Annotated in this window: 36 protein-coding genes; 7 read left to right on the top strand and 29 right to left on the bottom strand. The window is 65.2% G+C overall.

Annotated elements, in window-relative coordinates; genetic code table 11:
• Nucleotides 1–90: 90 nt before the first annotated feature.
• A complete protein-coding gene (locus AC5O77_RS11520; RefSeq protein WP_478057025.1) occupies nucleotides 91–228 on the top strand; it encodes a hypothetical protein in 138 nt (45 codons plus the stop codon).
• A gap of 93 nt (nucleotides 229–321) precedes the next feature.
• On the opposite strand, the gene AC5O77_RS11525 is transcribed toward AC5O77_RS11520, so the two are convergent.
• The 11 genes from AC5O77_RS11525 to AC5O77_RS11575 all read right to left on the bottom strand — a co-directional run bounded on the left by AC5O77_RS11525 (nucleotide 322) and on the right by AC5O77_RS11575 (nucleotide 5,458).
• The gene (locus tag AC5O77_RS11525) at nucleotides 322–483 is read right to left on the bottom strand and encodes an integrase arm-type DNA-binding domain-containing protein (RefSeq protein ID WP_219635146.1); all 162 of its coding nucleotides are present in this window, start codon (nucleotides 481–483) and stop codon (nucleotides 322–324) included.
• A 264-nt stretch (nucleotides 484–747) separates the two neighbouring features.
• Complete coding sequence (locus AC5O77_RS11530) at nucleotides 748–999, bottom strand: helix-turn-helix transcriptional regulator (protein ID WP_494506825.1); 252 nt, start codon at nucleotides 997–999, stop codon at nucleotides 748–750.
• On the bottom strand, nucleotides 996–1,295 hold the full coding sequence (locus AC5O77_RS11535) for a hypothetical protein (protein ID WP_494506826.1): 300 nt from the start codon (nucleotides 1,293–1,295) through the stop codon (nucleotides 996–998). The genes AC5O77_RS11530 and AC5O77_RS11535 overlap by 4 nt, the downstream gene beginning before the upstream one ends.
• The gene (locus AC5O77_RS11540) at nucleotides 1,288–1,491 is read right to left on the bottom strand and encodes a hypothetical protein (protein WP_494506827.1); all 204 of its coding nucleotides are present in this window, start codon (nucleotides 1,489–1,491) and stop codon (nucleotides 1,288–1,290) included. The genes AC5O77_RS11535 and AC5O77_RS11540 overlap by 8 nt, the downstream gene beginning before the upstream one ends.
• Complete coding sequence (locus AC5O77_RS11545) at nucleotides 1,488–2,021, bottom strand: HNH endonuclease (protein WP_494506828.1); 534 nt, start codon at nucleotides 2,019–2,021, stop codon at nucleotides 1,488–1,490. The genes AC5O77_RS11540 and AC5O77_RS11545 overlap by 4 nt, the downstream gene beginning before the upstream one ends.
• Nucleotides 2,018–2,392, bottom strand: a complete 375-nt coding sequence (locus AC5O77_RS11550; RefSeq protein WP_494506829.1) for a phiTE_015 family protein — start codon at nucleotides 2,390–2,392, stop codon at nucleotides 2,018–2,020. The genes AC5O77_RS11545 and AC5O77_RS11550 overlap by 4 nt, the downstream gene beginning before the upstream one ends.
• Nucleotides 2,389–2,724, bottom strand: coding sequence for a hypothetical protein (locus AC5O77_RS11555; RefSeq protein ID WP_494506830.1), 336 nt, complete (start codon nucleotides 2,722–2,724; stop codon nucleotides 2,389–2,391). The genes AC5O77_RS11550 and AC5O77_RS11555 overlap by 4 nt, the downstream gene beginning before the upstream one ends.
• Nucleotides 2,721–4,718: a DNA cytosine methyltransferase gene (locus AC5O77_RS11560; RefSeq protein ID WP_494506831.1), complete on the bottom strand. Its 1,998-nt coding sequence runs from the start codon at nucleotides 4,716–4,718 to the stop codon at nucleotides 2,721–2,723. The genes AC5O77_RS11555 and AC5O77_RS11560 overlap by 4 nt, the downstream gene beginning before the upstream one ends.
• Nucleotides 4,718–5,008 (bottom strand): hypothetical protein, encoded by a 291-nt coding sequence (locus tag AC5O77_RS11565; RefSeq protein WP_494506832.1) that lies wholly within the window; start codon nucleotides 5,006–5,008, stop codon nucleotides 4,718–4,720. Before AC5O77_RS11565 ends, AC5O77_RS11560 begins: the two co-directional genes overlap by 1 nt.
• Complete coding sequence (locus AC5O77_RS11570; protein WP_494506833.1) at nucleotides 5,001–5,321, bottom strand: hypothetical protein; 321 nt, start codon at nucleotides 5,319–5,321, stop codon at nucleotides 5,001–5,003. Before AC5O77_RS11570 ends, AC5O77_RS11565 begins: the two co-directional genes overlap by 8 nt.
• Nucleotides 5,318–5,458, bottom strand: coding sequence for a hypothetical protein (locus AC5O77_RS11575; RefSeq protein WP_154583161.1), 141 nt, complete (start codon nucleotides 5,456–5,458; stop codon nucleotides 5,318–5,320). Before AC5O77_RS11575 ends, AC5O77_RS11570 begins: the two co-directional genes overlap by 4 nt.
• Before the next feature lie 38 nt (nucleotides 5,459–5,496).
• Between AC5O77_RS11575 and AC5O77_RS11580 the strand changes: the two genes are divergently transcribed.
• Nucleotides 5,497–6,057 (top strand): hypothetical protein, encoded by a 561-nt coding sequence (locus AC5O77_RS11580; protein ID WP_494506834.1) that lies wholly within the window; start codon nucleotides 5,497–5,499, stop codon nucleotides 6,055–6,057.
• Nucleotides 6,058–6,062: 5 nt separating this feature from the next.
• On the opposite strand, the gene AC5O77_RS11585 is transcribed toward AC5O77_RS11580, so the two are convergent.
• The 17 genes from AC5O77_RS11585 to AC5O77_RS11665 form a co-directional block, all read right to left on the bottom strand.
• A complete protein-coding gene (locus AC5O77_RS11585; RefSeq protein WP_494506835.1) occupies nucleotides 6,063–6,320 on the bottom strand; it encodes a hypothetical protein in 258 nt (85 codons plus the stop codon).
• Nucleotides 6,317–6,565, bottom strand: coding sequence for a hypothetical protein (locus tag AC5O77_RS11590; protein WP_414492025.1), 249 nt, complete (start codon nucleotides 6,563–6,565; stop codon nucleotides 6,317–6,319). Before AC5O77_RS11590 ends, AC5O77_RS11585 begins: the two co-directional genes overlap by 4 nt.
• Nucleotides 6,566–6,567: 2 nt before the next feature.
• Nucleotides 6,568–6,783 (bottom strand): hypothetical protein, encoded by a 216-nt coding sequence (locus AC5O77_RS11595; protein ID WP_414492026.1) that lies wholly within the window; start codon nucleotides 6,781–6,783, stop codon nucleotides 6,568–6,570.
• Entirely contained in the window at nucleotides 6,780–7,070 is a 291-nt protein-coding gene (locus AC5O77_RS11600) for a hypothetical protein (protein WP_494506836.1), read from the bottom strand. The genes AC5O77_RS11595 and AC5O77_RS11600 overlap by 4 nt, the downstream gene beginning before the upstream one ends.
• Nucleotides 7,070–8,854 carry a YqaJ viral recombinase family protein gene (locus AC5O77_RS11605; protein ID WP_494506837.1) on the bottom strand — a complete coding sequence of 595 codons (1,785 nt, stop codon included), beginning with the start codon at nucleotides 8,852–8,854 and terminating at the stop codon, nucleotides 7,070–7,072. Before AC5O77_RS11605 ends, AC5O77_RS11600 begins: the two co-directional genes overlap by 1 nt.
• Complete coding sequence (locus AC5O77_RS11610; RefSeq protein ID WP_494506838.1) at nucleotides 8,851–9,825, bottom strand: hypothetical protein; 975 nt, start codon at nucleotides 9,823–9,825, stop codon at nucleotides 8,851–8,853. Before AC5O77_RS11610 ends, AC5O77_RS11605 begins: the two co-directional genes overlap by 4 nt.
• 281 nt (nucleotides 9,826–10,106) lie before the next feature.
• Nucleotides 10,107–10,400 carry a KTSC domain-containing protein gene (locus tag AC5O77_RS11615; protein ID WP_494506839.1) on the bottom strand — a complete coding sequence of 98 codons (294 nt, stop codon included), beginning with the start codon at nucleotides 10,398–10,400 and terminating at the stop codon, nucleotides 10,107–10,109.
• 87 nt (nucleotides 10,401–10,487) lie between these two features.
• Nucleotides 10,488–11,009 (bottom strand): hypothetical protein, encoded by a 522-nt coding sequence (locus AC5O77_RS11620; RefSeq protein WP_164116128.1) that lies wholly within the window; start codon nucleotides 11,007–11,009, stop codon nucleotides 10,488–10,490.
• A gap of 39 nt (nucleotides 11,010–11,048) precedes the next feature.
• The gene (locus AC5O77_RS11625) at nucleotides 11,049–11,306 is read right to left on the bottom strand and encodes a hypothetical protein (RefSeq protein ID WP_494506840.1); all 258 of its coding nucleotides are present in this window, start codon (nucleotides 11,304–11,306) and stop codon (nucleotides 11,049–11,051) included.
• Nucleotides 11,303–11,443, bottom strand: a complete 141-nt coding sequence (locus tag AC5O77_RS11630; protein WP_478431920.1) for a hypothetical protein — start codon at nucleotides 11,441–11,443, stop codon at nucleotides 11,303–11,305. The genes AC5O77_RS11625 and AC5O77_RS11630 overlap by 4 nt, the downstream gene beginning before the upstream one ends.
• Entirely contained in the window at nucleotides 11,440–11,649 is a 210-nt protein-coding gene (locus tag AC5O77_RS11635) for a hypothetical protein (protein WP_494506841.1), read from the bottom strand. The genes AC5O77_RS11630 and AC5O77_RS11635 overlap by 4 nt, the downstream gene beginning before the upstream one ends.
• A complete protein-coding gene (locus AC5O77_RS11640; RefSeq protein WP_494506842.1) occupies nucleotides 11,646–11,879 on the bottom strand; it encodes a hypothetical protein in 234 nt (77 codons plus the stop codon). The genes AC5O77_RS11635 and AC5O77_RS11640 overlap by 4 nt, the downstream gene beginning before the upstream one ends.
• Nucleotides 11,876–12,112 (bottom strand): hypothetical protein, encoded by a 237-nt coding sequence (locus AC5O77_RS11645; RefSeq protein ID WP_494506843.1) that lies wholly within the window; start codon nucleotides 12,110–12,112, stop codon nucleotides 11,876–11,878. Before AC5O77_RS11645 ends, AC5O77_RS11640 begins: the two co-directional genes overlap by 4 nt.
• Nucleotides 12,109–12,450: a hypothetical protein gene (locus AC5O77_RS11650; protein ID WP_494506844.1), complete on the bottom strand. Its 342-nt coding sequence runs from the start codon at nucleotides 12,448–12,450 to the stop codon at nucleotides 12,109–12,111. Before AC5O77_RS11650 ends, AC5O77_RS11645 begins: the two co-directional genes overlap by 4 nt.
• 171 nt (nucleotides 12,451–12,621) lie before the next feature.
• Nucleotides 12,622–13,242 (bottom strand): hypothetical protein, encoded by a 621-nt coding sequence (locus AC5O77_RS11655; RefSeq protein WP_494506845.1) that lies wholly within the window; start codon nucleotides 13,240–13,242, stop codon nucleotides 12,622–12,624.
• Between the two features lie 12 nt (nucleotides 13,243–13,254).
• Nucleotides 13,255–13,455, bottom strand: a complete 201-nt coding sequence (locus AC5O77_RS11660; RefSeq protein WP_478448184.1) for a hypothetical protein — start codon at nucleotides 13,453–13,455, stop codon at nucleotides 13,255–13,257.
• Between the two features lie 106 nt (nucleotides 13,456–13,561).
• Entirely contained in the window at nucleotides 13,562–14,041 is a 480-nt protein-coding gene (locus AC5O77_RS11665) for a helix-turn-helix domain-containing protein (protein WP_478448186.1), read from the bottom strand.
• A gap of 82 nt (nucleotides 14,042–14,123) precedes the next feature.
• Here AC5O77_RS11665 and AC5O77_RS11670 point away from each other — a divergent pair, with 82 nt between their 5' ends.
• The 5 genes from AC5O77_RS11670 to AC5O77_RS11690 all read left to right on the top strand — a co-directional run bounded on the left by AC5O77_RS11670 (nucleotide 14,124) and on the right by AC5O77_RS11690 (nucleotide 18,160).
• On the top strand, nucleotides 14,124–14,351 hold the full coding sequence (locus AC5O77_RS11670; RefSeq protein ID WP_478448188.1) for a transcriptional regulator: 228 nt from the start codon (nucleotides 14,124–14,126) through the stop codon (nucleotides 14,349–14,351).
• A 153-nt stretch (nucleotides 14,352–14,504) separates the two neighbouring features.
• A complete protein-coding gene (locus AC5O77_RS11675) occupies nucleotides 14,505–14,948 on the top strand; it encodes a phage regulatory CII family protein (RefSeq protein WP_164116145.1) in 444 nt (147 codons plus the stop codon).
• Nucleotides 14,949–15,123: 175 nt separating this feature from the next.
• A complete protein-coding gene (locus tag AC5O77_RS11680) occupies nucleotides 15,124–16,050 on the top strand; it encodes a hypothetical protein (protein WP_494506846.1) in 927 nt (308 codons plus the stop codon).
• Nucleotides 16,047–17,531, top strand: a complete 1,485-nt coding sequence (gene dnaB, locus AC5O77_RS11685) for a replicative DNA helicase (protein ID WP_494506847.1) — start codon at nucleotides 16,047–16,049, stop codon at nucleotides 17,529–17,531. Before AC5O77_RS11680 ends, dnaB begins: the two co-directional genes overlap by 4 nt.
• Entirely contained in the window at nucleotides 17,528–18,160 is a 633-nt protein-coding gene (locus tag AC5O77_RS11690) for a hypothetical protein (protein ID WP_414492373.1), read from the top strand. Before dnaB ends, AC5O77_RS11690 begins: the two co-directional genes overlap by 4 nt.
• Nucleotides 18,161–18,162: 2 nt before the next feature.
• On the opposite strand, the gene AC5O77_RS11695 is transcribed toward AC5O77_RS11690, so the two are convergent.
• Nucleotides 18,163–18,693, bottom strand: coding sequence for a hypothetical protein (locus tag AC5O77_RS11695; RefSeq protein WP_414492374.1), 531 nt, complete (start codon nucleotides 18,691–18,693; stop codon nucleotides 18,163–18,165).
• Between the last annotated feature and the right edge of the window lie 12 nt (nucleotides 18,694–18,705).

Raw genomic sequence — 18,705 nt, forward strand, 5'->3', positions numbered from 1 at the left:
CGGCAGGGTGGATGTGGTTGAAGGCGACACCAAATTGTTCTGCAGCCCAATTAGTAGGCGCGCCTTGGGTCAGAATTGATATCGGAGATCATGAGTTTCAGCGACATTGTCCGGCCAGTCTGGGCCAAAGACGTCACTTTCGAGCTGAACTATGCCGTGGTGTACAACGACGGGGTCGGGTACTGGATCTTCCCGGCTAACGAAGTGCAGACCTCCCGCCGGGCGTGAAGTGGGAGGGTGCGTGAGAGCGACCGATGCTGGTGCAATGGTCGTAGGGATTGACCAGCTGGAGGCGGGCAACCGATTCAGAAATTGGTCCGGCTACAGGCCAATCGACGGCAGCTTCTCCTTGCCCGCGATGCGGTACTTCCAGCGCCCGCTGCGTGCATCGGTCGGGGTGAGGTAGAGGTACAGGTACAGGCCGCCGCCGTCGGTGATCTTCTGCGGCTTGGCGCGCCTGATGGCTGCGTCGGTCAGAGGCATTGGGGGTATCGCTTCAGTGGGTGCGGTCGGATACCCCTTGATATACCCCCACCGTCTCATGGATTGAAACGGATTGCCCCGGTCTGCTGCGGACAATAAAAAAGCCCGGAAACCCTTGTGATTCGGGGGTTTCCGGGCTTATCCGGTCCTTGACGAACCGTTCGTTGGTGGAGGTGGGCTCTATCCCACGAAGCCCGCAAGTTGTTGATAGGGAAAGTGGTTTGGTACGTCGCTGAAGACTCATGCCCCCAATGATGCCCCCGCCTACGCCGCCTTTAACAGGTTCGATTCCTCCGGGTCGGGCGGGGACCGCTCTGCCAGACGCTCGGCCTGCCAGGCGTCCACCTCCGCTTCGACCCAGGCGACCATGCCCTCTCCGAGAGGAACCGCAGCCGGGAACGTCCGTTCATGGATCCGCTTGTAGATGGTGGTCTTGCTCAAGCCAGTGCGGCGCCGAACCTCCGGCATCCGAATGAAGACGAGCGGGGTCGGGCTCGCCAGGATGTTGTCGCTCATACTTCCTCCTTCGGCACGCCGGTGGCGGCCAGATTGGTGCCGCGGTGGCGGCGTTTCGATACGGGAGCCATGATCCGCTCGGCTTCGGCCCGGTCCCCTCGGGACAGTTCGATCAGGGCCAGGCCCCGGGCCTCCCACGCGCGCACGGCGGCCTTGCTGGCCTTGCCGAGGTCTACGCCCGACAGGCTGGCCAGGACGTGGCCCACCTCGCGGAAGTCGGGCGCGTCGGTGCCCTGCAGCATGTCGGCGCTCGGGCGGCGGTCCTCCATTGCAGCGGTGAGCAGCTGGTCAGCCATGGGCTTCGGGCTCCTGCGACGGATCCGGCTGGGCCATCTCGGCGTGCCGCTTGAAGATGCGCATCTGCAGCGCAATGCATTCGGCTGCCATGTCTAGAGACTCGACGCCGATATGCTCGGGCACATGCAGCACCACCTCGCCCCCCTCGGGGATCGAGCAGCGCATGGTGCGGTAGACGACAGGGACGCGGCTCATTTGCCCACCGCCTGGCTATCTACCTTCCGTGACTCGGTGTTACGGAACGGGCCATGGATCTCGGCAGCTGCCTGACAGTAGGCTGCGTGGGCTTCGTTCTTGTCGTGGAAGTAGCCGACATGGATCGTGCGCTTGCCCTTCATGATCTTTGCCCTCCATCGACCCATCTGAGGAACCCAATAGACCCCACGCAATCCGGACCGACCCGGACGAGACCTAGCGCTACTTTGGTTCTCGCTGTTGTTAGCCAACCGCAGGTTTTCCGGTCGGTTGTCGGTCTTGATTCCGTTGATGTGATCAATTTGCATGTCATCTGGCGGCCAGTAGCCGGTGTGCAGTGCCCACACGACTCTGTGGGCAGCAAGCCTGGCGCCATCAACCTCCAGCCGGATGTACCGATTCCCGCAAATTGATCCCGCCACATCTCCAGATCGTGCTCCGCGCCGCCTATCAACGACCCAGTGAATAAGGCCGGTCGCCGGATCAAGGCGCACGAACTGGCGAAGACGCTCGATAGGGATCTTGTTCATTGCTCCCCCACCGGCTGGCGGGCGGCGAGGTATTCGATTGCCTTGATGAACCGTCGCATGGTGTTCTTGTTGGCGCCTGCCATGTCGTGGCCGTCACCGCTGAACACGTGCCTCCACTCGTTCGCCAGCTGCAGCGCATCCCCCTGACCGGCCGGGGAGGGCTGGGCTGCGAGGGCGGCTTGCCATACTCGCCACGCCTCGCGGGTTTTCAGGCTGCGATACTCGTTGCTGTCGGTAGGCATTCGACTCGTACCCAACGGAAACCGCTGGGACGCGCACCACGCCTCAAACCGCGCCCGCTCGGCCTGACCCCCCAGCCTCACCCTCCCACCGGGCTGCACGTCCGCCATGGTCTTGTTGTTGGTGCTCATGCGTTCTTCTCCAGAAGGAAGTTGGGGTCGATCTGCCAACCGGCCTCGCGGGCCCCGAGCAGGCGCAGTTCGTTGGTGTCGAACTCGTCTAGGCCGAGCAGCTTCGCGGCGAGCTCGATGTGCTGCGGGGAGATGGGCCGGTCGCGGTAAAACAGGTCGTAGACGTTGTGCTTCGAGCATCCCCACACGTCGGCTAGGTCCTGCATGCGCTTGCCTTCCTCCAGCAGGTGGCGCTTCAGGTGCGAGCGCACGCTGTCGATCGACCGGGGAATGCGGATCGGACGGCCGCCGGCGGCCATGCCGTTGTTGGCGTGCTGGCGTCGGATGCTCATGCCGCCTCCGCCAGCGGCATTGCCACTGGGTCCAGATTGGCATCGATGAGGGCGTAGAACGGTGGCGGGCTGACGCTGTTCCCGCACATGCGGACCTGCGCTGTGACCTTCAGCACTGTGCCGTCAGCGGTTCGGTCGATGATGTAGGTCACCGGGAAGCCCTGCGCACGGAACAGCTCCGGCGGCTTGAGCATGCGCAGCCGGATATCCACGATGACGTAGGGAGTGCCTTGGACGACCACCGTGACCAGGGCCAACCGGTCCTTGGTGGTGATCGTGTCCACGGGGGCGGTGAGGCTGGGAGCGTTGGTCCCTGTGCCGTAGTACTTGATTAGGAAAGCAGCCACGCGAAGTGCGCCGGCCTCCTGGTCGGGCGACAGCTGTGCAAGGTCTGCGCTCACCAACCGCTGCTGGCTGCCACTGGCAGTGATAGTGCTGACCGGGGCGCGGGCATCGTTGCCGTCGCCCTGGTAGAACCCGCCGTTGGCCTGTTCAAGGAATGCGGTCGCTACGCCGAGCGCATGCGCAGCACCGGCCGGCCTCGACGCACCAGCACCAGAAGTAATCGTCGGCAATGGCTCGGTGACTGCCGTGCCGATGCTGTCGCCGCGGAACTTCACCAGGTGCGGCACGGCCACAGCGTGCTTCACGCCGCCCGCGACAATCGTGCCCAGCGGCTGCTGCAGGTCCAGTGCACGCGGAGCCTGGCCCTCGCGCTCGCCGTACCCGGTCTGGACCAGCACCGGTGCGATCAGTGCCGTATCGGCCTTGGTGGTCATCGTGTACAGGGGATCGGCGCCAGATCGCGGTTCAGACTGTCCGGCGCGGCCACCAACCCCGGCGAGAATCGGGGTCACCATAGAGAAGTGGCCACCCTTCACGCCGGCGCAGACTGTGCGCAGCGGCTCGTCAGCAGGCATGGTCCGCTGATTGCTGGCGTTCGCATGCTCTGCGATGAAGGGCGCCAGCTCGGGCATGGCCAGCATCAGCTCGCCGCGGTTGGCGGCGGTGATGGTACGCAGCGGATCGTGGACGCTGTGCACGCGGTCGCTACCCTGATGCGTGACCGGCACGATGAACGGAGAGGCCGAATCGATCACATGGCGTTTTACGCCCTTGGCGATGCGGCGCATCGTCGCGTCTGCCAAGTCCTTCTTGCGCCCGAAGATGGAGCGGCCGAGATCGCTGAAGTCGAGACAGTCGGCGGCGGTCACGCGCGGCTTCTGCCCCGGAGCAGAGCCGTGGCTCGGCTTGGGCCACACGATGGCTTGCCCATCGCGGCGGCCGAGTAGGAACAGGCGTTCGCGGCTGGTGCCGGCGCCGTAGTCGCTGGCCACCAACTTGCGCCACTCGACCGCGTAGCCCAGCGCACGCAGCGCTGCCACGAACTGCTGCCAGGTGCGACCGCTGTGGCGCTTGTCCGGCACCAGCTGCTGGTTCTCGACCGGCACGCGCTCGCCGCGCGCTGCAACGGTGCCATCCATCTTGATGACGCGGCCGGTGTTCTTGCAGCGCTTCGCGACCAGCGGGCCCCAGGTCAGGATCTGCCAGACGTTCTCCATGGAAATGATGCGCGGCGCGGTGTTGGTGCCGTGCAGGCGATCAGCGCGCAGCAGCTGGCCCACCCACTTCAGCACCACCCACGACAGGGCGCGCGTCTTCCTGCTGCGCGGCTGGCCGCCCTTGGCCTGGCTGAAGTGCGTGCAGTCCGGTGAAGCATGGAACCAGCCGATGGGACGACCGGCCACGTCCACGCGTGGGTCGGCGTGCCAAATGTCCTCGCGGTGGTGCTGGGTCAGCGGATGATTGGCAGCGTGCATGCCGATAGCCAGCTCGTCGTGGTTGTACGCGAGGTGCGGATCGACGCCTGTCGCCTTCTTGATGGCTTCGCTGGCGCCGCCGCCGCCGGCGAACAGGTCGACCACGATTTCGCCTTGGCGCAGGCGTGAGCGCTGCGGCGCGGGGAAGTTGAAGGAACGGGAGCCGTCAGCCATTAGAAGTCCTCCATGGCGAACAGTCGCGGGAAGGCGCCGCCGGCGGCCACCTCGATAGCCAGCTGCTCGCGGAAGGTGCGCTTCTGGCCAGTCGGCTGGCCGTCTTCATCGCTATCGGAGAAGTTCAGCGAGTCGAGGTCGGCATCGACCAGTTCGATGGCATTGGCCACGTCTTCATCGTCCAGCCCATACTCCTCCTGGGCGGCCTTCACCACGGAAGCGAGGTCAGTGCCCATCCACCATTCGGACTCGGTGACGGCGAAGATCTTGATGGGTGCGGTATCAGTCATGGGATGCTCCTGTCAGTTCGGCGCGCAGCTGCTCAACGCGCGTGCGCCAGTAGTCGATGGTGTCGTCGCTGCTGCTGCGCAGCGTTTCGTGGTGCCCGAGGGCGGTGGCCGCGGTGACCAGGTCATCGACCAGGGCCGGCCGCGTGGTGCTGGTGCCGCCGCCGGCGCGCAGCTCGGCCACCTCGGCCTGCAGCTGCTCGATGCGGTCGTTGGCCTGGGTCAGCCACTGGCGATAGGCGTCCTTCGTCGGCTGCCGCATCCGGGCGGGGATGCCCGGGACCTCCGGCGCCGGCACCAGCACCAGGCCGCTCACCCCCGGGCCTCGCGGCGGGCTTCGGCCAGGATCTCGCGCAGGTCGTCCTGCACCTTGCGGTCCTCGCCTTGGGCGACTGCGGCGGCCAGAGCGCGCTCCAGCGCGTAGACCCGGTCGTTCGGATGGATATAGGTCATGGCAGAATCAGCTCCATGGCATTGATAGGGGGTGAGAAATGGCCTTGATTTGGGAGGCTCTGTCTGCCGTTGGAACGGTGGGCGCGGTCGTCGTGTCTCTTGTGCTCGCCAGTCGGCAAGGAAAGAAGGACAACGCAGCACAGAGATCGCGTGCGCGATGGGTTGCGCTCGAGCTGCGACAGGTTCTTGCTGCCTGGCGTGGCCGCGTGACATTTGCGTGCCGTGCGAGTGATCCGGATCTCTATTTCCTGCTGTGCGAAGACGACGACGAGGGCGAAAGGTCCGCCAGTTCGGTCAGCCATGTTTCCGTGCCGGACGATCTTCTTGCGCTGTACGACCAGCTCCATGACCTGGGCGATGGGGCTGCACCCATCGCTGATGCGATCTGGATCGCTCGCCAACTGCAGAAGCTGCCGATCCTCAAAGCGCTGCGCGGCGACTACGAAGCAGTTGGGCTGAATGCCGGCCATGTGCGCCAATTTCGGGCTGGTCTGGAGTCGCTGAGGCAGTACCTCGTGCAGGCGGAAGAGAATGTCGCCAAGCTGACGGGGCTCACCGCAGCTGATCCCGAACGCGAGGTGTTTGGCGGCGTGATGTAGAGGCGTCACGCGGCCACCCCCATCGCCAACAGGTCGATGTCGTCCACCTTCTCCCGCAGGTAGCGCCGTGCGCGGCGCAGGTGGGCAGCGATCACCGGGCGGTCCTCATGCGCGAAAAAGGTCAGCACGTGCATGTGCAGCGCACGGCGGTGGTCGCGGCGGTACAGGCGCCAGGTAACGGCGCTGCCGTCCGTGGTCGGGAACCGGCCCCAGGCGAAGCCCAAGGTCTCCTTGGGCGCGCGACGGGCGATGTGACGGCTCATGACTGCACCTCTCGGCGACCGGCAGCACCGATGAACCGCGCCAGCCGCTCATAGACCCGCTGCAGGTGCTCATCGTTAGACCAATGCCAGCTGTGGAAGCCATCCGACTCGTCACCCGTTTCAGCGGGGTATTTACGGTCCAGCAGTGCACGCGCTTCAGCCCGCACTGCTGAGCGCTTCGACAGGTAGCGGCGGCCCTTGGTGGGTGCCAGGTAGACCGTGGCGGCGATGGTTTGAATTCGCATTGTCAGGCCGCCTTTTTCCCAGCGCGGCGGCCGTGGCCACCTTCGACCACCTGCCGGCGGCTGATGGTGCTCTTGTCGATGCCGGTGGTGCCGAGAACCTGGACCTGCCCGCCAGCGGCGGCAAAGCGCGCCATGTCGCTGGCCAGCTTCTGCCGGGCCAAGTCCTTCTCGCGGTCGGTCGCGCCACTGAAGACGGGCTTCACGTGGATGCTGGTCATGCTGCTGCTCCTTCGTAGACCCAGCGGCGCACCGTCCCGAACGGGACACCCAGCGCGGCGCTGATCTGGTTGACGGTGTTGCCGCTGGCCCGGAGCTGCCGGGCGCGGCGTTTGGTTGTGACCGGCCAGTACCGGGCGTGAGGCTGGCGCGGTACCTGCATCCCTTGGCAGCGGGCCATGTCCTGGACCGCGCGGGGCGAGCGCCCGAGGGCAGCCGCGACGGTCATCGCGTCGCGGCCTTCCATCTGGCGCAGAACCCGCAGTTCGCTGGTGCGCCAGAGTTCCATCAGGCGGCCAGCGGGTAGCTGTTGGCCGCGTCCTGCAGGCCGTCGATCATGGCCCGGCACATGGCCGGGAACTGCGCCTGGTCGTACAGCTTGGCCGCGCCGGTGGCGTTGATCGGCTTGAACCCCAGCAGGGCCAGCCCGTCGGCGCTGATAGAGAGCGGGGCGATGCGCGCGTTGATGTCGCCGAGCTTGATCTTGACCACCTCCCACGGCGCGGCGGCCGGTGCCGGCGAGCTGGCCACTGCCGTCGGCGCGGTGCGCACCGGCGCCGCTGCCGCTGCCGCTGCCGCCGCGGCTGCCTCCGGCCCGGTCTGCTGCTCGGCCGCTGCCGGCTGTACCACCTGAGGTGCCTGGGCGGCCTGCTCAGCTGCAGCTGCCGCTGCGTCGTCGGCCGCCTTCTTCTGTGCGCGGGCCTCTTCCTCCTTGCGGATCCGCTCGCGCTCGACGTCCAGACGGTCCTGCTCGGCCTTCTTGTGCTGGGTGATGCGCACGTCCATCAGGTTCCGAAGGTCTTCCGGCGACTTCGTGGAGCACAGCTGCACTGCGTCCGGGAACAGGGCCGCATAGCTGCCCATCTCCAGGTCCATGACCCGGATGTTTGCCCGGATGCGGTCGGCCGCCTGGCTGGCGGAGATCTTTGCGTTGTTGGCGACCGTATCGACGGCGTCCTGCATGCTGGAGAAGGAGCGCTTGCCCTTGATCGCGGCCTGCAGATCTGCGATCAGCGTCGCGGGCATCGGGACAGCGTGCGCACCCAGCGTCTCGTTGATCGCGTGGATGTGGTCGATCACCCCGCGGCGGGCGGTGTTGCCGATTTCCGTGCGCCGTTCTTCCTTCCGCTTCGCCACCAGCTTGTCCAGCTCCAAGCGGATCTTGCGCGTTTCGGCGGCCACATCGTCCATCGTGCGGAACACCGCATCGATATCTGCCGTCTGGCCCAGCACCTGCTGCTTCGTGGCCTCGATCCGTTCCTCGACGCCCTTGCACCAGGTGACCGTCTTCTCGGCATTGGCGAAGTCCTCATCGGACTGCAGCTCCCGGTTGATCGAGCCCAGCACCGCCAGTGCGTTCTCCTTGAACTCAGCCAGGTTGGAAGCGGTCACCATGCCCGTGACCTGGATGCTCAGCGCGGGCAGCGTCTCCGGAGCGCGGCCAACCGGCGCAGGTTCGCTCGCCGGGCCGGGCTCGAAAGATGCCACGTCGGCTTCCAGCTGGGCCCAGCCTGCGACGATGCGCGCGCGCAGCTCCGGGTTCGGCGTGTACCAGCAGTGCCGCTCCTCCACCAGCTGCCATCCGCCAGAGCTCTGGCGCCACTCGGAAGCCATGAAGAACACGCGCTCGCTTTCGGAGACCATCGACTGGTGCTCCATCTGGATCTGGTACATCAGCGGCAGGTCGGTACCGGTGCAGCCGTCGAACATGGCATCGCGCAGCGTCTGGTTCAGGCGCTTGTGCTCCCAGGCGATGTCCTCGAGGAGCGTCAGACCGTCGAAGCTGGCCGAGTACTTCCCCGAGACGCCGGTGACCGGGTACAGCTCCTGGCCAATCAGCTCCTCGGCAATAGCACGGGCCTGTGCCTCAAACTCATGGCCCGGGTCGATGACGCGCTCCTGCACGAAGTCGCTGAACTCGCGCGGCACGCCTGCGGCCAGCTCGCGGATCAGGTCGGTGCGTGAGTGGTTCGTGGAGGCACCGAGCATCGCCGGCGCGTCGCTGGCATTGAGGTGCTGCGCGCGGTGCGCATGCCATTCCTGCGTGCCCTGGATGTAGTCGACGGTGATCATTCGGTAACCTCCTCAGCCACGGCCGGGCCGGTCTGCTGCGCACCTTCGGGCTTTTCGCCCAAGCCGAGGATCTGCTTCTTCTGCGCGTCGTTGAGCGTGCCCTTCGTCTGCGCCATCGTGATGATGGCCTCGGGCGTCTTCTTGCCTGCCTTGATGGCGGCTTCCCACTGCGGCAGCGCTGCGGCGAACGCTTCATCGGTGTAGGCCGCCGGAGTCTTCTTCTGGGCGGTCGGCGCGCCTTCGGTGGCAAAGGCATCTTCCGGCGTGGTGTCGCCTTCCTTGATTGCGGTGACGATGCCGCGCAGCACCACCAGGTTCTCCAGGCCGATGTCTTCCACGCCGGCCACACCGAGCTTTGCGCACACCTGTTCGGCAGAGATTCCGAACCGCTGGAACAGTGCCAGCGCATCGGCTCGACGGTTGGCCAGCGTCTTGATGTCGCCCATGATCACCTTCCGGGCTTCGACGTACATGTCCTCCCAGAAGGCCTTGGGTACGCCCTTCAGCACCGCGTTGCGCAGCGCGATGGAGCAGGCAGCATTGGCGGTCACGCCGATCATGTCGGGCTTGAAGCGGCGCCCCTGCCGGTCCACGATCCGGCGCTGCACCTCGTAGGTGATGGCGACATTCCGCTCCAGGTCGTGGAACACGCCCTGGGCGATGATGAACTCGCCCTTGTCATCGATGACGCGGGCGCCGGCGCGGTTGTTGCCCCACGCAGAGGCGATCACCTCGGCGAAGCGGGCGGAAGGGCCTTCGATAGTTTTGCCGTCGCGCGGCAGGGCATAGACACACTGCTCAGCGATGCTCTGGCTCAGCGTGACCATCTGGATGGCTTCGTCGCGGAACTTCTTCAGCGAGCGGGGGAAGCGGCGGGCGGTGCTGATCTGCTGCTCGATTTCCGAGCGGTTGATCATCGCGGCCATGCCTTCCTCGGGGACGAGCTGGCCTTCCTGTACCTGGGCATTCATGGAATGAAGTCTCCGGCCGGCATGGCCGGCGATGTGGGAATGGGGTGCCCCGTCATCCCGGGGCCACGGAGGGAACGATCGATCCCTGCGCGATGAGTTCAGTGCCGGTCTTTCCCGACTGTCAGCGGCGTTGCATCCGCACCACTCGTTTACCCATGAGCTTGCGCTGGGGCCTCCGTCACGGCGTCGGCTTCCGGGCATGCTGTGAGGGCATGCCAGCACTGAGGGTTCTCTCCGCGTTTTGTTCCGCTGCAGGAGCCCACAACCCGCCCAGAATTCGGTCAGGCCGCCTGCTGCTGCTCGGCGACCTTGTGGTACGGGTACTTCTCCGGGAACGGCTTGATGTACGCGCCGAAGTGCTTGCCCAGCGAGTCGGCGTCCTTGAACGCCAGGAACTCCTCAGCGCTGAAGTTGGCGTAGTGGTAAAGCGAGCCGGGGCCGCGCTTGTCGCCATAGCCCCTGGTGAAGCGGATGGCGAGGGTGTTGGTGTCGGCGTCGTGGCCGATGCTGTGGATCTGGCTCGACTGCACGTCGTACAGCGCGATGTGATTCCGTTCCGGCATGGTGCGGGTCATGGGTGTTCTCCTGGGCGGGTAGAGAGGTGCCCGTGCTTTCCGGGCTGTCAGCCCTGCGCCACAGGGGGAAGGCGCAGGGCAGGGGGATCAGGCGGCGAGGTCGTCCTGCTGCGTGGCTTCGTTTGCCTGGCCCTGCTGCAGGGTCAGCACCACGGACTGGCGGATCAGCGCCTCGGTCAGCTCGGCGACTTCGTCGGGCGTGACGTTTCCGGAGGCCTTGAAGGTCAGGTCCACGCTGCCGCCTTCCTTTGCCGCCACCCCGAACTTCTTGACCTTCATGTCGGTGAGGAAGATCGGCTGGGTGCCGTCGAGTTCACCGTCCAGCTGCAGCTCGTAGCCCTTGTATTCGTGGCTGAGCTTGATGGGCTCCAAGCCGGGATGCTTGATCTCGGTCAGGGGCTCGCCGATGGTCGGCAGGGACTGCTGTTCGCCTTTGGCGGCCTTGCGGAACAGCGACTTGCGCAGGTCCTTGTCGAAGTAGTCCAGCACCTGGTTGCTGGTGCTGACGGAGAAGCTGATGTCGACCGCCAGATTCCTCTCCTCGCCGTGCTTCTCGATGCGCACGTTGAGGTTGGTGATCGTGGCGACCTTCTTTTCGATCTTGAACATTGCGACCTCGTCGGTTGAGCCGGCCGGGCCGGCAGTGGGTTACTGCAGGTCTTCCGCCGGTACCGGCATGGCGGAGGTCGGGGACTGGATGCTGCTGCGGCGTTCGGCAAGCGCTTTCTCGGCGTGGAACCACTCCAGTGCGGTCTGGTAGACGGCACCGGCCAACACGGCGCGCGCCATCAGCAGTGAGAGGTAGTTGCCATGCACAACCGCCAGGCCAGCGCCTGCTGCCGCAAAGCCGCAGATCAGCGCCCACATGGCCAGCGGCGCGAGGATGTAGGTCAGTCGCCGGCTCACGACATCACCGCCTGCAACATGTCCTGGAAGATCAGCACGGCGGCCGCGCCGACGATGAAGCCGATCAACGCGCCATAGGCGATGAACTCCAGCGACATGCGCACCGTCTCCTTCCGGATGGCCTGTTCGAAGCTCATGCGGCCTCCGGGTCTGGCTGGTTGGCGAATTCGTCCTGAAACTGGCGGTGCAGCTTCAGCGCGTTGTCGATCACGTACAGACCGCGCAGGCCCCGCCGCTGTGCCTCGTTGAGGCGCTGGTACAGCGGCGCCGGGCTCAGGCCAGTGCAGGCGATCGCATCGCGCACGGCCTGGAACTCGCGGATCTGGCGAACGTTGGTGTTCATGCGGTTGCTCCTTCGGGTGCGTGCTGGTTGCTGGCGATGAGGCGGGCAACTTCGGCCCGTGCGGCGCGCAACCGGTCGCGGCGGTACTCCGCCCAATCGCAGACCCGGTCGGCGTGGATGTCGCGCTCGCCCTTACGTGCGGCGGTGCGGTCAGCACGGCTGCGGTGGCGGGAGAGGCTTTGGCTGATGACCTCGATTTCGTCGTCGAGGATCTGGAGGACGGGGCTCATGCGGCACCGCCTTTGACGCGGGCGAGGGCGGCACTTACTGCCTCCAACTCGGCTGACGCATCGCGTCCAAATGACTCGAACTCAGCACGGTCACGCAGGCGCTGAGCGGCCTCCATCAGCTCGGATACGGCATAGCGCAGCGAGTTGACCTCGCGATACTCGGCTGGGTCACCGGATGCCGCCCGTTCACAAAGGGTGTCCAGCACCGCCAGCACATCGACAGGGGCGCTCATGCCGCCACCTGCGCCAGCAGATGGTCGATTGCACCGTTGGCGGAAAGGCCCTTGTCGTCGGCCGTGTCCTCGACTTCCTCGTTGACGTAGGCGTCGCGGGCATCGCGGATTAGGGCCGCGAAGGCAGCGTCCTGGCAGGAATCGAGAAGGCGGGCAGCCTTGGCCCAGAAGGCCGGAGACTGGAAGCCGAAGGTCTGCTCCAGCATGGTCGGAGCGGCACGAAGGGCCTCCAGCGCCGTGCTGTCGACGGCAGCCTCAGCGGCGATTCGCGGGTCTTCGCGGTTTTCCCAGGTTGCCTGGGCACGGTGGGAAGCTGAATTGAGGGCGGTGTGGTCCATCTCGGGCTCCGGCGGTCCAGCACGGGTTGCTGGGCGACGGGGCTAGAATCACATAGCGTGATGCTGTGTGTCAACACGGTATGTGATGTTTCTTTGCAGGCGGTCTGGGTGCGGCTGGGGCGCAGGTTCTACAGCGCGGAAGAGGGGCCCCGGGAAGGGGGGGGCCAGAGGTTAGAACTTCGCGGGATTCGAAGGAGAAGGCCTACCTGGAATGGCGGCGACTATCACGCCTTCATCCAAGCTAACTGCGCCAATGAAGGAGATCTCAATGATCGGTAGATTCCAGCTTGCCTCAATGGAATCCAGCTTCGCACCGAACGCGTTCTGCATCGGCCTTACTTGCAAGGAGGTTGGCTTACCGTACTTCTCAGTAAGGGCATCGAGCACGTTTCGCTGTGCGTCGACCGGCGCCGTCGAAATCAGGACCCGCTCGACACGACCGTCAACTACGCTGACTTTAGCCTGGGATTTCACTCCGAAGGGCGGTGCGATCTGGACCTCGATCTCTGATGCGCCTGCTTTGATACTCGGATCAGCCTCGGGAGGGTTCGGCGCGTTCAGAGATAGGTGTGAATTCGCCGTGCATGGGCGCGGACCGTAGGGTATCGAGTACACATTGAATCCCCCTTCGCGGTGCCTGCTGCACTCTGCGATGGCCTGGACATCTGCACCGAGCTTGATCCCGAGGATGTCGTGAGCTGAACTCTCGTTGATTGCTTCCGGCGCGGGTGGTTCATGCGAGCTGGTGCAGCCAGTGAGTAGCGCAGTGCATAGCAAAAGCTTGAGTTTCATCCGTGTGTCCTCCTAGCCGAACTGCGAACGCAGCAGGCCCGCGTCTTCGAAGCTGATGCCCTCGCGCATGCAGTCCTGCGCTCTTTCCAAGTCACGGTGTAGCTGCATCAGTGCGTCGTCCTCCAAAGCATCAATGGAAGAAAGGCCAAAGGTAGCTTGGTCGATGATGACCTGCATCGGGAAACCCCAGCGTCGCCGCAGGTGACGGATCATCTTGCAATGTGACTCCCTGGTTATCGCGTCCATCCCCGGCGTGGGATGGCGCTTCACGATTTGCAGGCGAGGCCTAGCCACGTGTTGGGATTCAATTTCTGCAGTCCTAGCGGCCAGACGTCGCGCCAGCTCTCCGAATCGATCGTTGCTCAATCCCATCACCCCTCATCCTCTCGGCAAGCACCTTTGTCAGGTCCAGAACGTTGTCCGCCGGGTTGTTCCCTCCGAACTCCTGAACCACCTCATGCGCGATCTCCAGTAGCAGCGGGTCCTCGACCATGGAGATGGGCTTGCCCATCAGCTCCAGGTAGGTCCGTAGCACAGTGACCGCGGCTGAGATCCTTTCAAAGTCCAGTCGCTGAACCTGAGACGTGGCAGCGGACTCTCCGAACAGTTCTGCGACGGGAACGCCGAGGGCAGAAGCGATCAATGGCACTTCAGAAACTTTCGGTTCGCGGGCGCTGGCCGCTGACGACTCGTAGTTCGCAATGCGGCTCTGGCCAGACCAGCCACAGGCAAGGGCCAGCTGTTCTTGGGTCATTCCGCGCGCCAGGCGCAGACGTTTGAGGTTGTCGGAGAAGGCCATGCGGCCATTCTTCACGGGGCGTGATACCCGTCTAACACGATGCGTGTTGATTGAAGGATCACGATATGTGATAGTGCCGGACATGAACACACTAACCCAGGCAGTCGAAGCAGCTGGAGGCGTCGGAAAGCTCGCAGCCTCCATTGGCGTCGCCCAGAACGTGGTCAGCAACTGGCGCAAGCGCGGGAAGGTCCCTGCAGAGCACGTCCTCGCCATCGAGGCAGCGACGGGGGTATCCCGCCATCTGCTGCGCCCGGACGTCTTCGGCCCACCGGCGGCCAACGACGACCGGCGAGAGGCGGCAGCGTGATCTCGGTCCCGGCCGCTCTCCAACCATCCCGCGCGTGTGGTGACCGCGGGCCCGGAGCTGGAGAGCGGCCCCTTTCTTCCCTGAGTTGATTTCGTCCATGGCGCAGATGGTGCGCCGCCGTCGCCGCCCCGTCTCCAATCGAGTAACCCGCCCATGAATGTCACTGATGCCGCCTACGACACCGTCCACCAGTACCCGGGCGGCAGTGAGGCCCTGGCGCCCAGGATGGGCATGTCTGCCGCGACCCTGCGCGGCAAGGTCAACCCGAACACTGACCGCAACCTGCTGAGCCTGCAGGAGGCGGATGCGCTGATGGCGCGCACCGGTGATTACCGGATCCTGCATGCGCTGTGCGCAGAGCACGGTTTCATCGCGCAGCGTGTCGATGCACCTGAGTCCGGCACCCTGATCACCGCACTGCTGTCGGCTGCCGCCGCGAAGGGCGACCTGGCCGAGCTGGTCTCGGAAGCGATGGCCGACAACCGCATCACCCCGAATGAGGCTGATGCCATCTCGCGCGCCTGCCAGCAGGTCATGGCCGCGCTTGTGCAGGTGAGCCAGCACGCTGAGGCGGCGGCGGAGCGGGGTGGGGTATGAGCGTAACCCCTGCCCACATCGCGGCAGTTAGAGGGCATCGCCGTGGCCGAAAGGCCATAACTTGGGGATCACCTCTCATTGGTGGATACCCCATGAACGCAACCGAAAAGGCTCTCATCGCTGTCCGCTCGCTGTGGCACATCGCCGGTTGCCAGCAGCTGCTGGAGGCGAAGGCATGATCACCGATGCACGCCTGAGCGTTGGCCTGCCAGGCCATCCGAAGACCAAGAAACTGATCCGCCGTTTGGATGCCACCGCAGGGTGGTCGCTGGTGTGCCTGATCCTCTGGGCGCGGGCAAACAGACCGGACGGTGATCTGACGGGCATGTCGGCCGAAGACATCGAGCTGGCGGCTGACTGGAGCGGGGAGAATGACGCGCTGGTGCGTGAGCTTGCTTCGGTGGGGTTCCTCGATGGGGAAGAGGGCGCCTATCGGCTGCATGACTGGGCTGACCATCAACCATGGTCGGCTGGCTCCGAAGCGCGCTCAACCAAGGCGAAGTGGGCTGCACTGTGCAAACAGCATGGCCGAGCAGAAGCGGCGAAACTGATGCCAGAGTATGCCGCCGGGCTGCAACAAGTGTGCGCCGAGCAGCCTTCGGGAGTGCCCGTAGCACCAAACGGAGTGCCAGTAGCAGGTTCTAGCAGTGCCCCGTCTCCGTCTCCGTCTCCGTCTCCAAAAGCGGAGAAGCTCCCCCCTTACCCCCCAGCTGGCGCTGAGGGGGACAAGCCGGGCCGCAGGAAACGGGAGAAGATCACCTTCACCGCCTTCGTCGACGCCTGCCGCGCTGGCGGCGAGCGACCGATCCGCACCGATGACCCGATCTTCGACTTCGCCGAGGACGCCGGCATTCCGCGCGAGTTCGTGGCGCTGGCCTGGCGCGAGTTCGCCATCAAGCATCGGGACAGTGGGAAGCTGCAGAAGGACTGGCGTGCCCATTTCCGCGATGCCGTGCGCCGGAACTGGTTCAAGCTCTGGTGGTGCCCGCCTGCCGGCGGCTGCGAGCTGACGACCAGCGGTGTGCAGGTCAAGCGCGAGCGCGACGCTGAGCGGGAGCGTGACCGCCAGGATCAGCAGGCGCAGCAGGAGCAGGCGGCGTGAGCGCGGTGCCCGACTACCTGGACAACGTCGCACAGCTGCGCGTGCCGCCGCACTCGGTGCCGGCCGAACAGTCGGTCCTCGGCGCGCTGCTGCTGGTGGGGGAATCGCTGGCTCAGGTCCGCGACCAGCTGGCGCCGGAGGACTTCTACCGCCGCGAGAACCAGCTGATCTACCAGGGCATCTGCGGCGTGGCCGACCTGAAGCGCGAGGTCGACGTGGTGACCGTGGGCGACTGGATCACGGCCAACGTCGAGATCGGCGCGCAGGAGCTGGTGTCCACCGTCTACGACCTGGCCGGCAGCACGCCGTCGGCGGCCAACGTGCGCGCCTATGCCGAGATCGTGCGCAACAAGGCGCTGCTGCGGCAGCTGATCGAGACCACCACCGATATCGCAGACAGCGCCTACGGCGCCAGCGACGACGAAGCGGAGGAGGTCGTGTCAGCCTCGGCGACGAAACTGGCCAGCCTGACCGTGAAGTCGAGTGGAAACGGCGGCTTGGTGATGGTGCGCAGCGGCGTCCAGAAGGCCTGGGACGAAATGGAGGCCCGATACCACGGGGAGGGCACGCCGGGCCTGGTGCCGAAGTGGAGCAGCGTGCGTCGGAAGATCCCGTATCTGGAGCCGACTGATCTGATGGTGCTGGCCGCTCGTCCGTCCATGGGCAAGACCGCACACGCCCTGAACTGGGCTGAGGATGCAGCCGCCGGTGGCACGAACGTCGCGGCCTTCAGCCTGGAGATGTCCGCTTCCCAATGGAGCATGCGTCTGATGGCAGCGCATGCCGGCGTCGACCTGAGCCGCATGCGCGCGAAGGGCGTGCTGACCGACGACGAATGGGCCCGGCTGTCGCAGGCTCGGAACTATCTGCACACACTGCCACTGGCGATCGACGACTGCGGCGCTCTGTCCGTTGACGCGCTTGCCGCTCGGGCGTCCCGCATGCACGCCAAGGTCGCCGGTGGGCTGGGCCTGATCGTTGTGGATTACCTGCAGCTGCTGACTGGCCAGGCCAAGGCGGAGAACCGAACTGCTGAGGTTTCCTACATCTCTCGGAAGCTGAAGGGGCTTGCCAAGGATCTGAAGTGCCCAGTGATCGCACTGTCCCAGCTGAACCGAAGCCTGGAGGCTCGCACCGACAAGCGCCCTGGCATGGCCGACCTGCGCGAATCAGGCGCCATCGAGCAGGACGCCGACGTGATCGCCTTCCTGTACCGCGACGACTACTACAGCAAGGACGCCTGCGGCGCGCCGGGCATCTCCGAACTGATCGTGGCGAAGAACCGCCAGGGCGAAACCGGAACCTGCTACCTGCAGCACCGGCTGCAGTGCAGCGCCTTCGATGACTACACAGGCCCGCGGCCGAACTACAGCCTGAAGGGAACCTCGACCGTCGGCGGTGTCGATGATGACTTCGACGTCCCGGCTTCCGGCCGCCGCCGTCGCAGCCGCCGTGACCTTGCCGCAGGAGACGACGTATGACCGCGACTACAGCAGCTGCGCGGAAGATCCGCGCAAAGCGGGCCAGCCGGCCGATCTACGCGACCTGCATGCGCCTGGTCGACGCGGCCACCGGCGAGGAACTGGGCGCGTTCGTGCCCAGCAACGACATCGACCGCCGGCTTGCCAAGGACCGCGGCTATCGCGCCGGTCGCGAGTACCGCCTCGAGATCAAGGAATCGCGCAATGCCGCGTTCCATCGCCTGGCTCACGTCATCGGTCACCTGCTGGTCGACAGCGTTGAGGCGTTCCGTGACCTGGACGCCCACGCCGCGCTGAAGCAGGTGCAGCTGGAGTCGGGCATCTGCTGCGAGATGGTGGAGATGGACGCCAGCCCGGTGGTGCAGGCACTGCTGGATGCAGCAGAAACGGTGCTGGGCGCGGGCGCGCGGAAGGTGCTGGCGGCGGTGCTGCCGGAGATCCGCACCATCCCGGTGAAGGTGGCCCAGTCCCTGGCCTTCGATTCGATGGAGGAGGAGGACTTCGCCGCCTTCTTCAAGGGCATAACCGCCTGGATCGGTGACCACTACGCGCACGTCATGCTGGAAGACGTGCGCGCGGACTATTGGCGGATGGTCAACGGCCGGCAGAGGCAGGAGAGTGCGGCATGAGGCTAATCGAGGAGAGCTCTCATCGTGAGGGTGCCCGAGCAGAGCTTCTGGTACGCGGTCTCCAGCCACTGAGCCTGTCGATCATCAAGCTCTTTGATGTCCTCCCCACGTTGTGCGAGAGCACCGCGCCTGAGTTGGTACGACTCGGCGCGTTTGATGAGTCCGAACGCGGTTTGGATGGGGTCTGCTACCCCGTACAGCAGGTGAAGTTCGGCCATGGGAACCTTGCAATCGCGCGCGCCGGTGAGGGCTTCTGCGATGGCGGAAAGATCGACGGCACCAACCATGGAGTTGTTTACCTCGGCCGTCTTCTGAAGGTAGTCGCGCAGAAGTTCAAGATCGTGGAAGTACTGGAGGGCGAAACTCTTCGCACGCCGTATGGCCTCCTGTCGCTTCAGTGCACGATCGCGAGCGGCGAAGCGCGCTGGGACGTAGATCGCAACGATGCCAACCAGCACGGCGGACGCCAGCTGGAGCCATGCCAACGTATCGCCGGCAGCGGCGGCGGTCTCAATGATGATCGTCCTGTCCATGGTTCCCCCTTT

The organism is Stenotrophomonas sp. INTA L402-1, assembly GCF_059295135.1.

Bases quoted from the DNA above. Each gene is read 5' to 3' on its own strand.
- AC5O77_RS11620 (WP_164116128.1), bottom strand. From the start codon at position 11,009: ATGTTCAAGATCGAAAAGAAGGTCGCCACGATCACCAACCTCAACGTG.
- AC5O77_RS11590 (WP_414492025.1), bottom strand. From the start codon at position 6,565: ATGCGAATTCAAACCATCGCCGCCACGGTCTACCTGGCACCCACCAAG.
- AC5O77_RS11680 (WP_494506846.1), top strand. From the start codon at position 15,124: ATGATCACCGATGCACGCCTGAGCGTTGGCCTGCCAGGCCATCCGAAG.
- AC5O77_RS11650 (WP_494506844.1), bottom strand. From the start codon at position 12,450: ATGGACCACACCGCCCTCAATTCAGCTTCCCACCGTGCCCAGGCAACC.
- AC5O77_RS11540 (WP_494506827.1), bottom strand. From the start codon at position 1,491: ATGAGCCGCGTCCCTGTCGTCTACCGCACCATGCGCTGCTCGATCCCC.
- AC5O77_RS11645 (WP_494506843.1), bottom strand. From the start codon at position 12,112: ATGAGCGCCCCTGTCGATGTGCTGGCGGTGCTGGACACCCTTTGTGAA.
- AC5O77_RS11670 (WP_478448188.1), top strand. From the start codon at position 14,124: ATGAACACACTAACCCAGGCAGTCGAAGCAGCTGGAGGCGTCGGAAAG.
- AC5O77_RS11640 (WP_494506842.1), bottom strand. From the start codon at position 11,879: ATGAGCCCCGTCCTCCAGATCCTCGACGACGAAATCGAGGTCATCAGC.
- AC5O77_RS11595 (WP_414492026.1), bottom strand. From the start codon at position 6,783: ATGACCAGCATCCACGTGAAGCCCGTCTTCAGTGGCGCGACCGACCGC.
- AC5O77_RS11555 (WP_494506830.1), bottom strand. From the start codon at position 2,724: ATGAGCATCCGACGCCAGCACGCCAACAACGGCATGGCCGCCGGCGGC.
- AC5O77_RS11575 (WP_154583161.1), bottom strand. From the start codon at position 5,458: ATGACCTATATCCATCCGAACGACCGGGTCTACGCGCTGGAGCGCGCT.
- AC5O77_RS11535 (WP_494506826.1), bottom strand. From the start codon at position 1,295: ATGGCTGACCAGCTGCTCACCGCTGCAATGGAGGACCGCCGCCCGAGC.
- AC5O77_RS11525 (WP_219635146.1), bottom strand. From the start codon at position 483: ATGCCTCTGACCGACGCAGCCATCAGGCGCGCCAAGCCGCAGAAGATC.
- AC5O77_RS11635 (WP_494506841.1), bottom strand. From the start codon at position 11,649: ATGAACACCAACGTTCGCCAGATCCGCGAGTTCCAGGCCGTGCGCGAT.
- AC5O77_RS11675 (WP_164116145.1), top strand. From the start codon at position 14,505: ATGAATGTCACTGATGCCGCCTACGACACCGTCCACCAGTACCCGGGC.
- AC5O77_RS11660 (WP_478448184.1), bottom strand. From the start codon at position 13,455: ATGATCCGTCACCTGCGGCGACGCTGGGGTTTCCCGATGCAGGTCATC.
- AC5O77_RS11605 (WP_494506837.1), bottom strand. From the start codon at position 8,854: ATGATCACCGTCGACTACATCCAGGGCACGCAGGAATGGCATGCGCAC.
- AC5O77_RS11550 (WP_494506829.1), bottom strand. From the start codon at position 2,392: ATGAGCACCAACAACAAGACCATGGCGGACGTGCAGCCCGGTGGGAGG.
- AC5O77_RS11615 (WP_494506839.1), bottom strand. From the start codon at position 10,400: ATGACCCGCACCATGCCGGAACGGAATCACATCGCGCTGTACGACGTG.
- AC5O77_RS11690 (WP_414492373.1), top strand. From the start codon at position 17,528: ATGACCGCGACTACAGCAGCTGCGCGGAAGATCCGCGCAAAGCGGGCC.
- AC5O77_RS11545 (WP_494506828.1), bottom strand. From the start codon at position 2,021: ATGAACAAGATCCCTATCGAGCGTCTTCGCCAGTTCGTGCGCCTTGAT.
- AC5O77_RS11655 (WP_494506845.1), bottom strand. From the start codon at position 13,242: ATGAAACTCAAGCTTTTGCTATGCACTGCGCTACTCACTGGCTGCACC.
- AC5O77_RS11530 (WP_494506825.1), bottom strand. From the start codon at position 999: ATGAGCGACAACATCCTGGCGAGCCCGACCCCGCTCGTCTTCATTCGG.
- AC5O77_RS11565 (WP_494506832.1), bottom strand. From the start codon at position 5,008: ATGACTGATACCGCACCCATCAAGATCTTCGCCGTCACCGAGTCCGAA.
- AC5O77_RS11610 (WP_494506838.1), bottom strand. From the start codon at position 9,825: ATGAATGCCCAGGTACAGGAAGGCCAGCTCGTCCCCGAGGAAGGCATG.
- AC5O77_RS11520 (WP_478057025.1), top strand. From the start codon at position 91: ATGAGTTTCAGCGACATTGTCCGGCCAGTCTGGGCCAAAGACGTCACT.
- AC5O77_RS11695 (WP_414492374.1), bottom strand. From the start codon at position 18,693: ATGGACAGGACGATCATCATTGAGACCGCCGCCGCTGCCGGCGATACG.
- AC5O77_RS11580 (WP_494506834.1), top strand. From the start codon at position 5,497: ATGGCCTTGATTTGGGAGGCTCTGTCTGCCGTTGGAACGGTGGGCGCG.
- AC5O77_RS11630 (WP_478431920.1), bottom strand. From the start codon at position 11,443: ATGAGCTTCGAACAGGCCATCCGGAAGGAGACGGTGCGCATGTCGCTG.
- AC5O77_RS11585 (WP_494506835.1), bottom strand. From the start codon at position 6,320: ATGAGCCGTCACATCGCCCGTCGCGCGCCCAAGGAGACCTTGGGCTTC.
- AC5O77_RS11665 (WP_478448186.1), bottom strand. From the start codon at position 14,041: ATGGCCTTCTCCGACAACCTCAAACGTCTGCGCCTGGCGCGCGGAATG.
- AC5O77_RS11600 (WP_494506836.1), bottom strand. From the start codon at position 7,070: ATGGAACTCTGGCGCACCAGCGAACTGCGGGTTCTGCGCCAGATGGAA.
- AC5O77_RS11560 (WP_494506831.1), bottom strand. From the start codon at position 4,718: ATGGCTGACGGCTCCCGTTCCTTCAACTTCCCCGCGCCGCAGCGCTCA.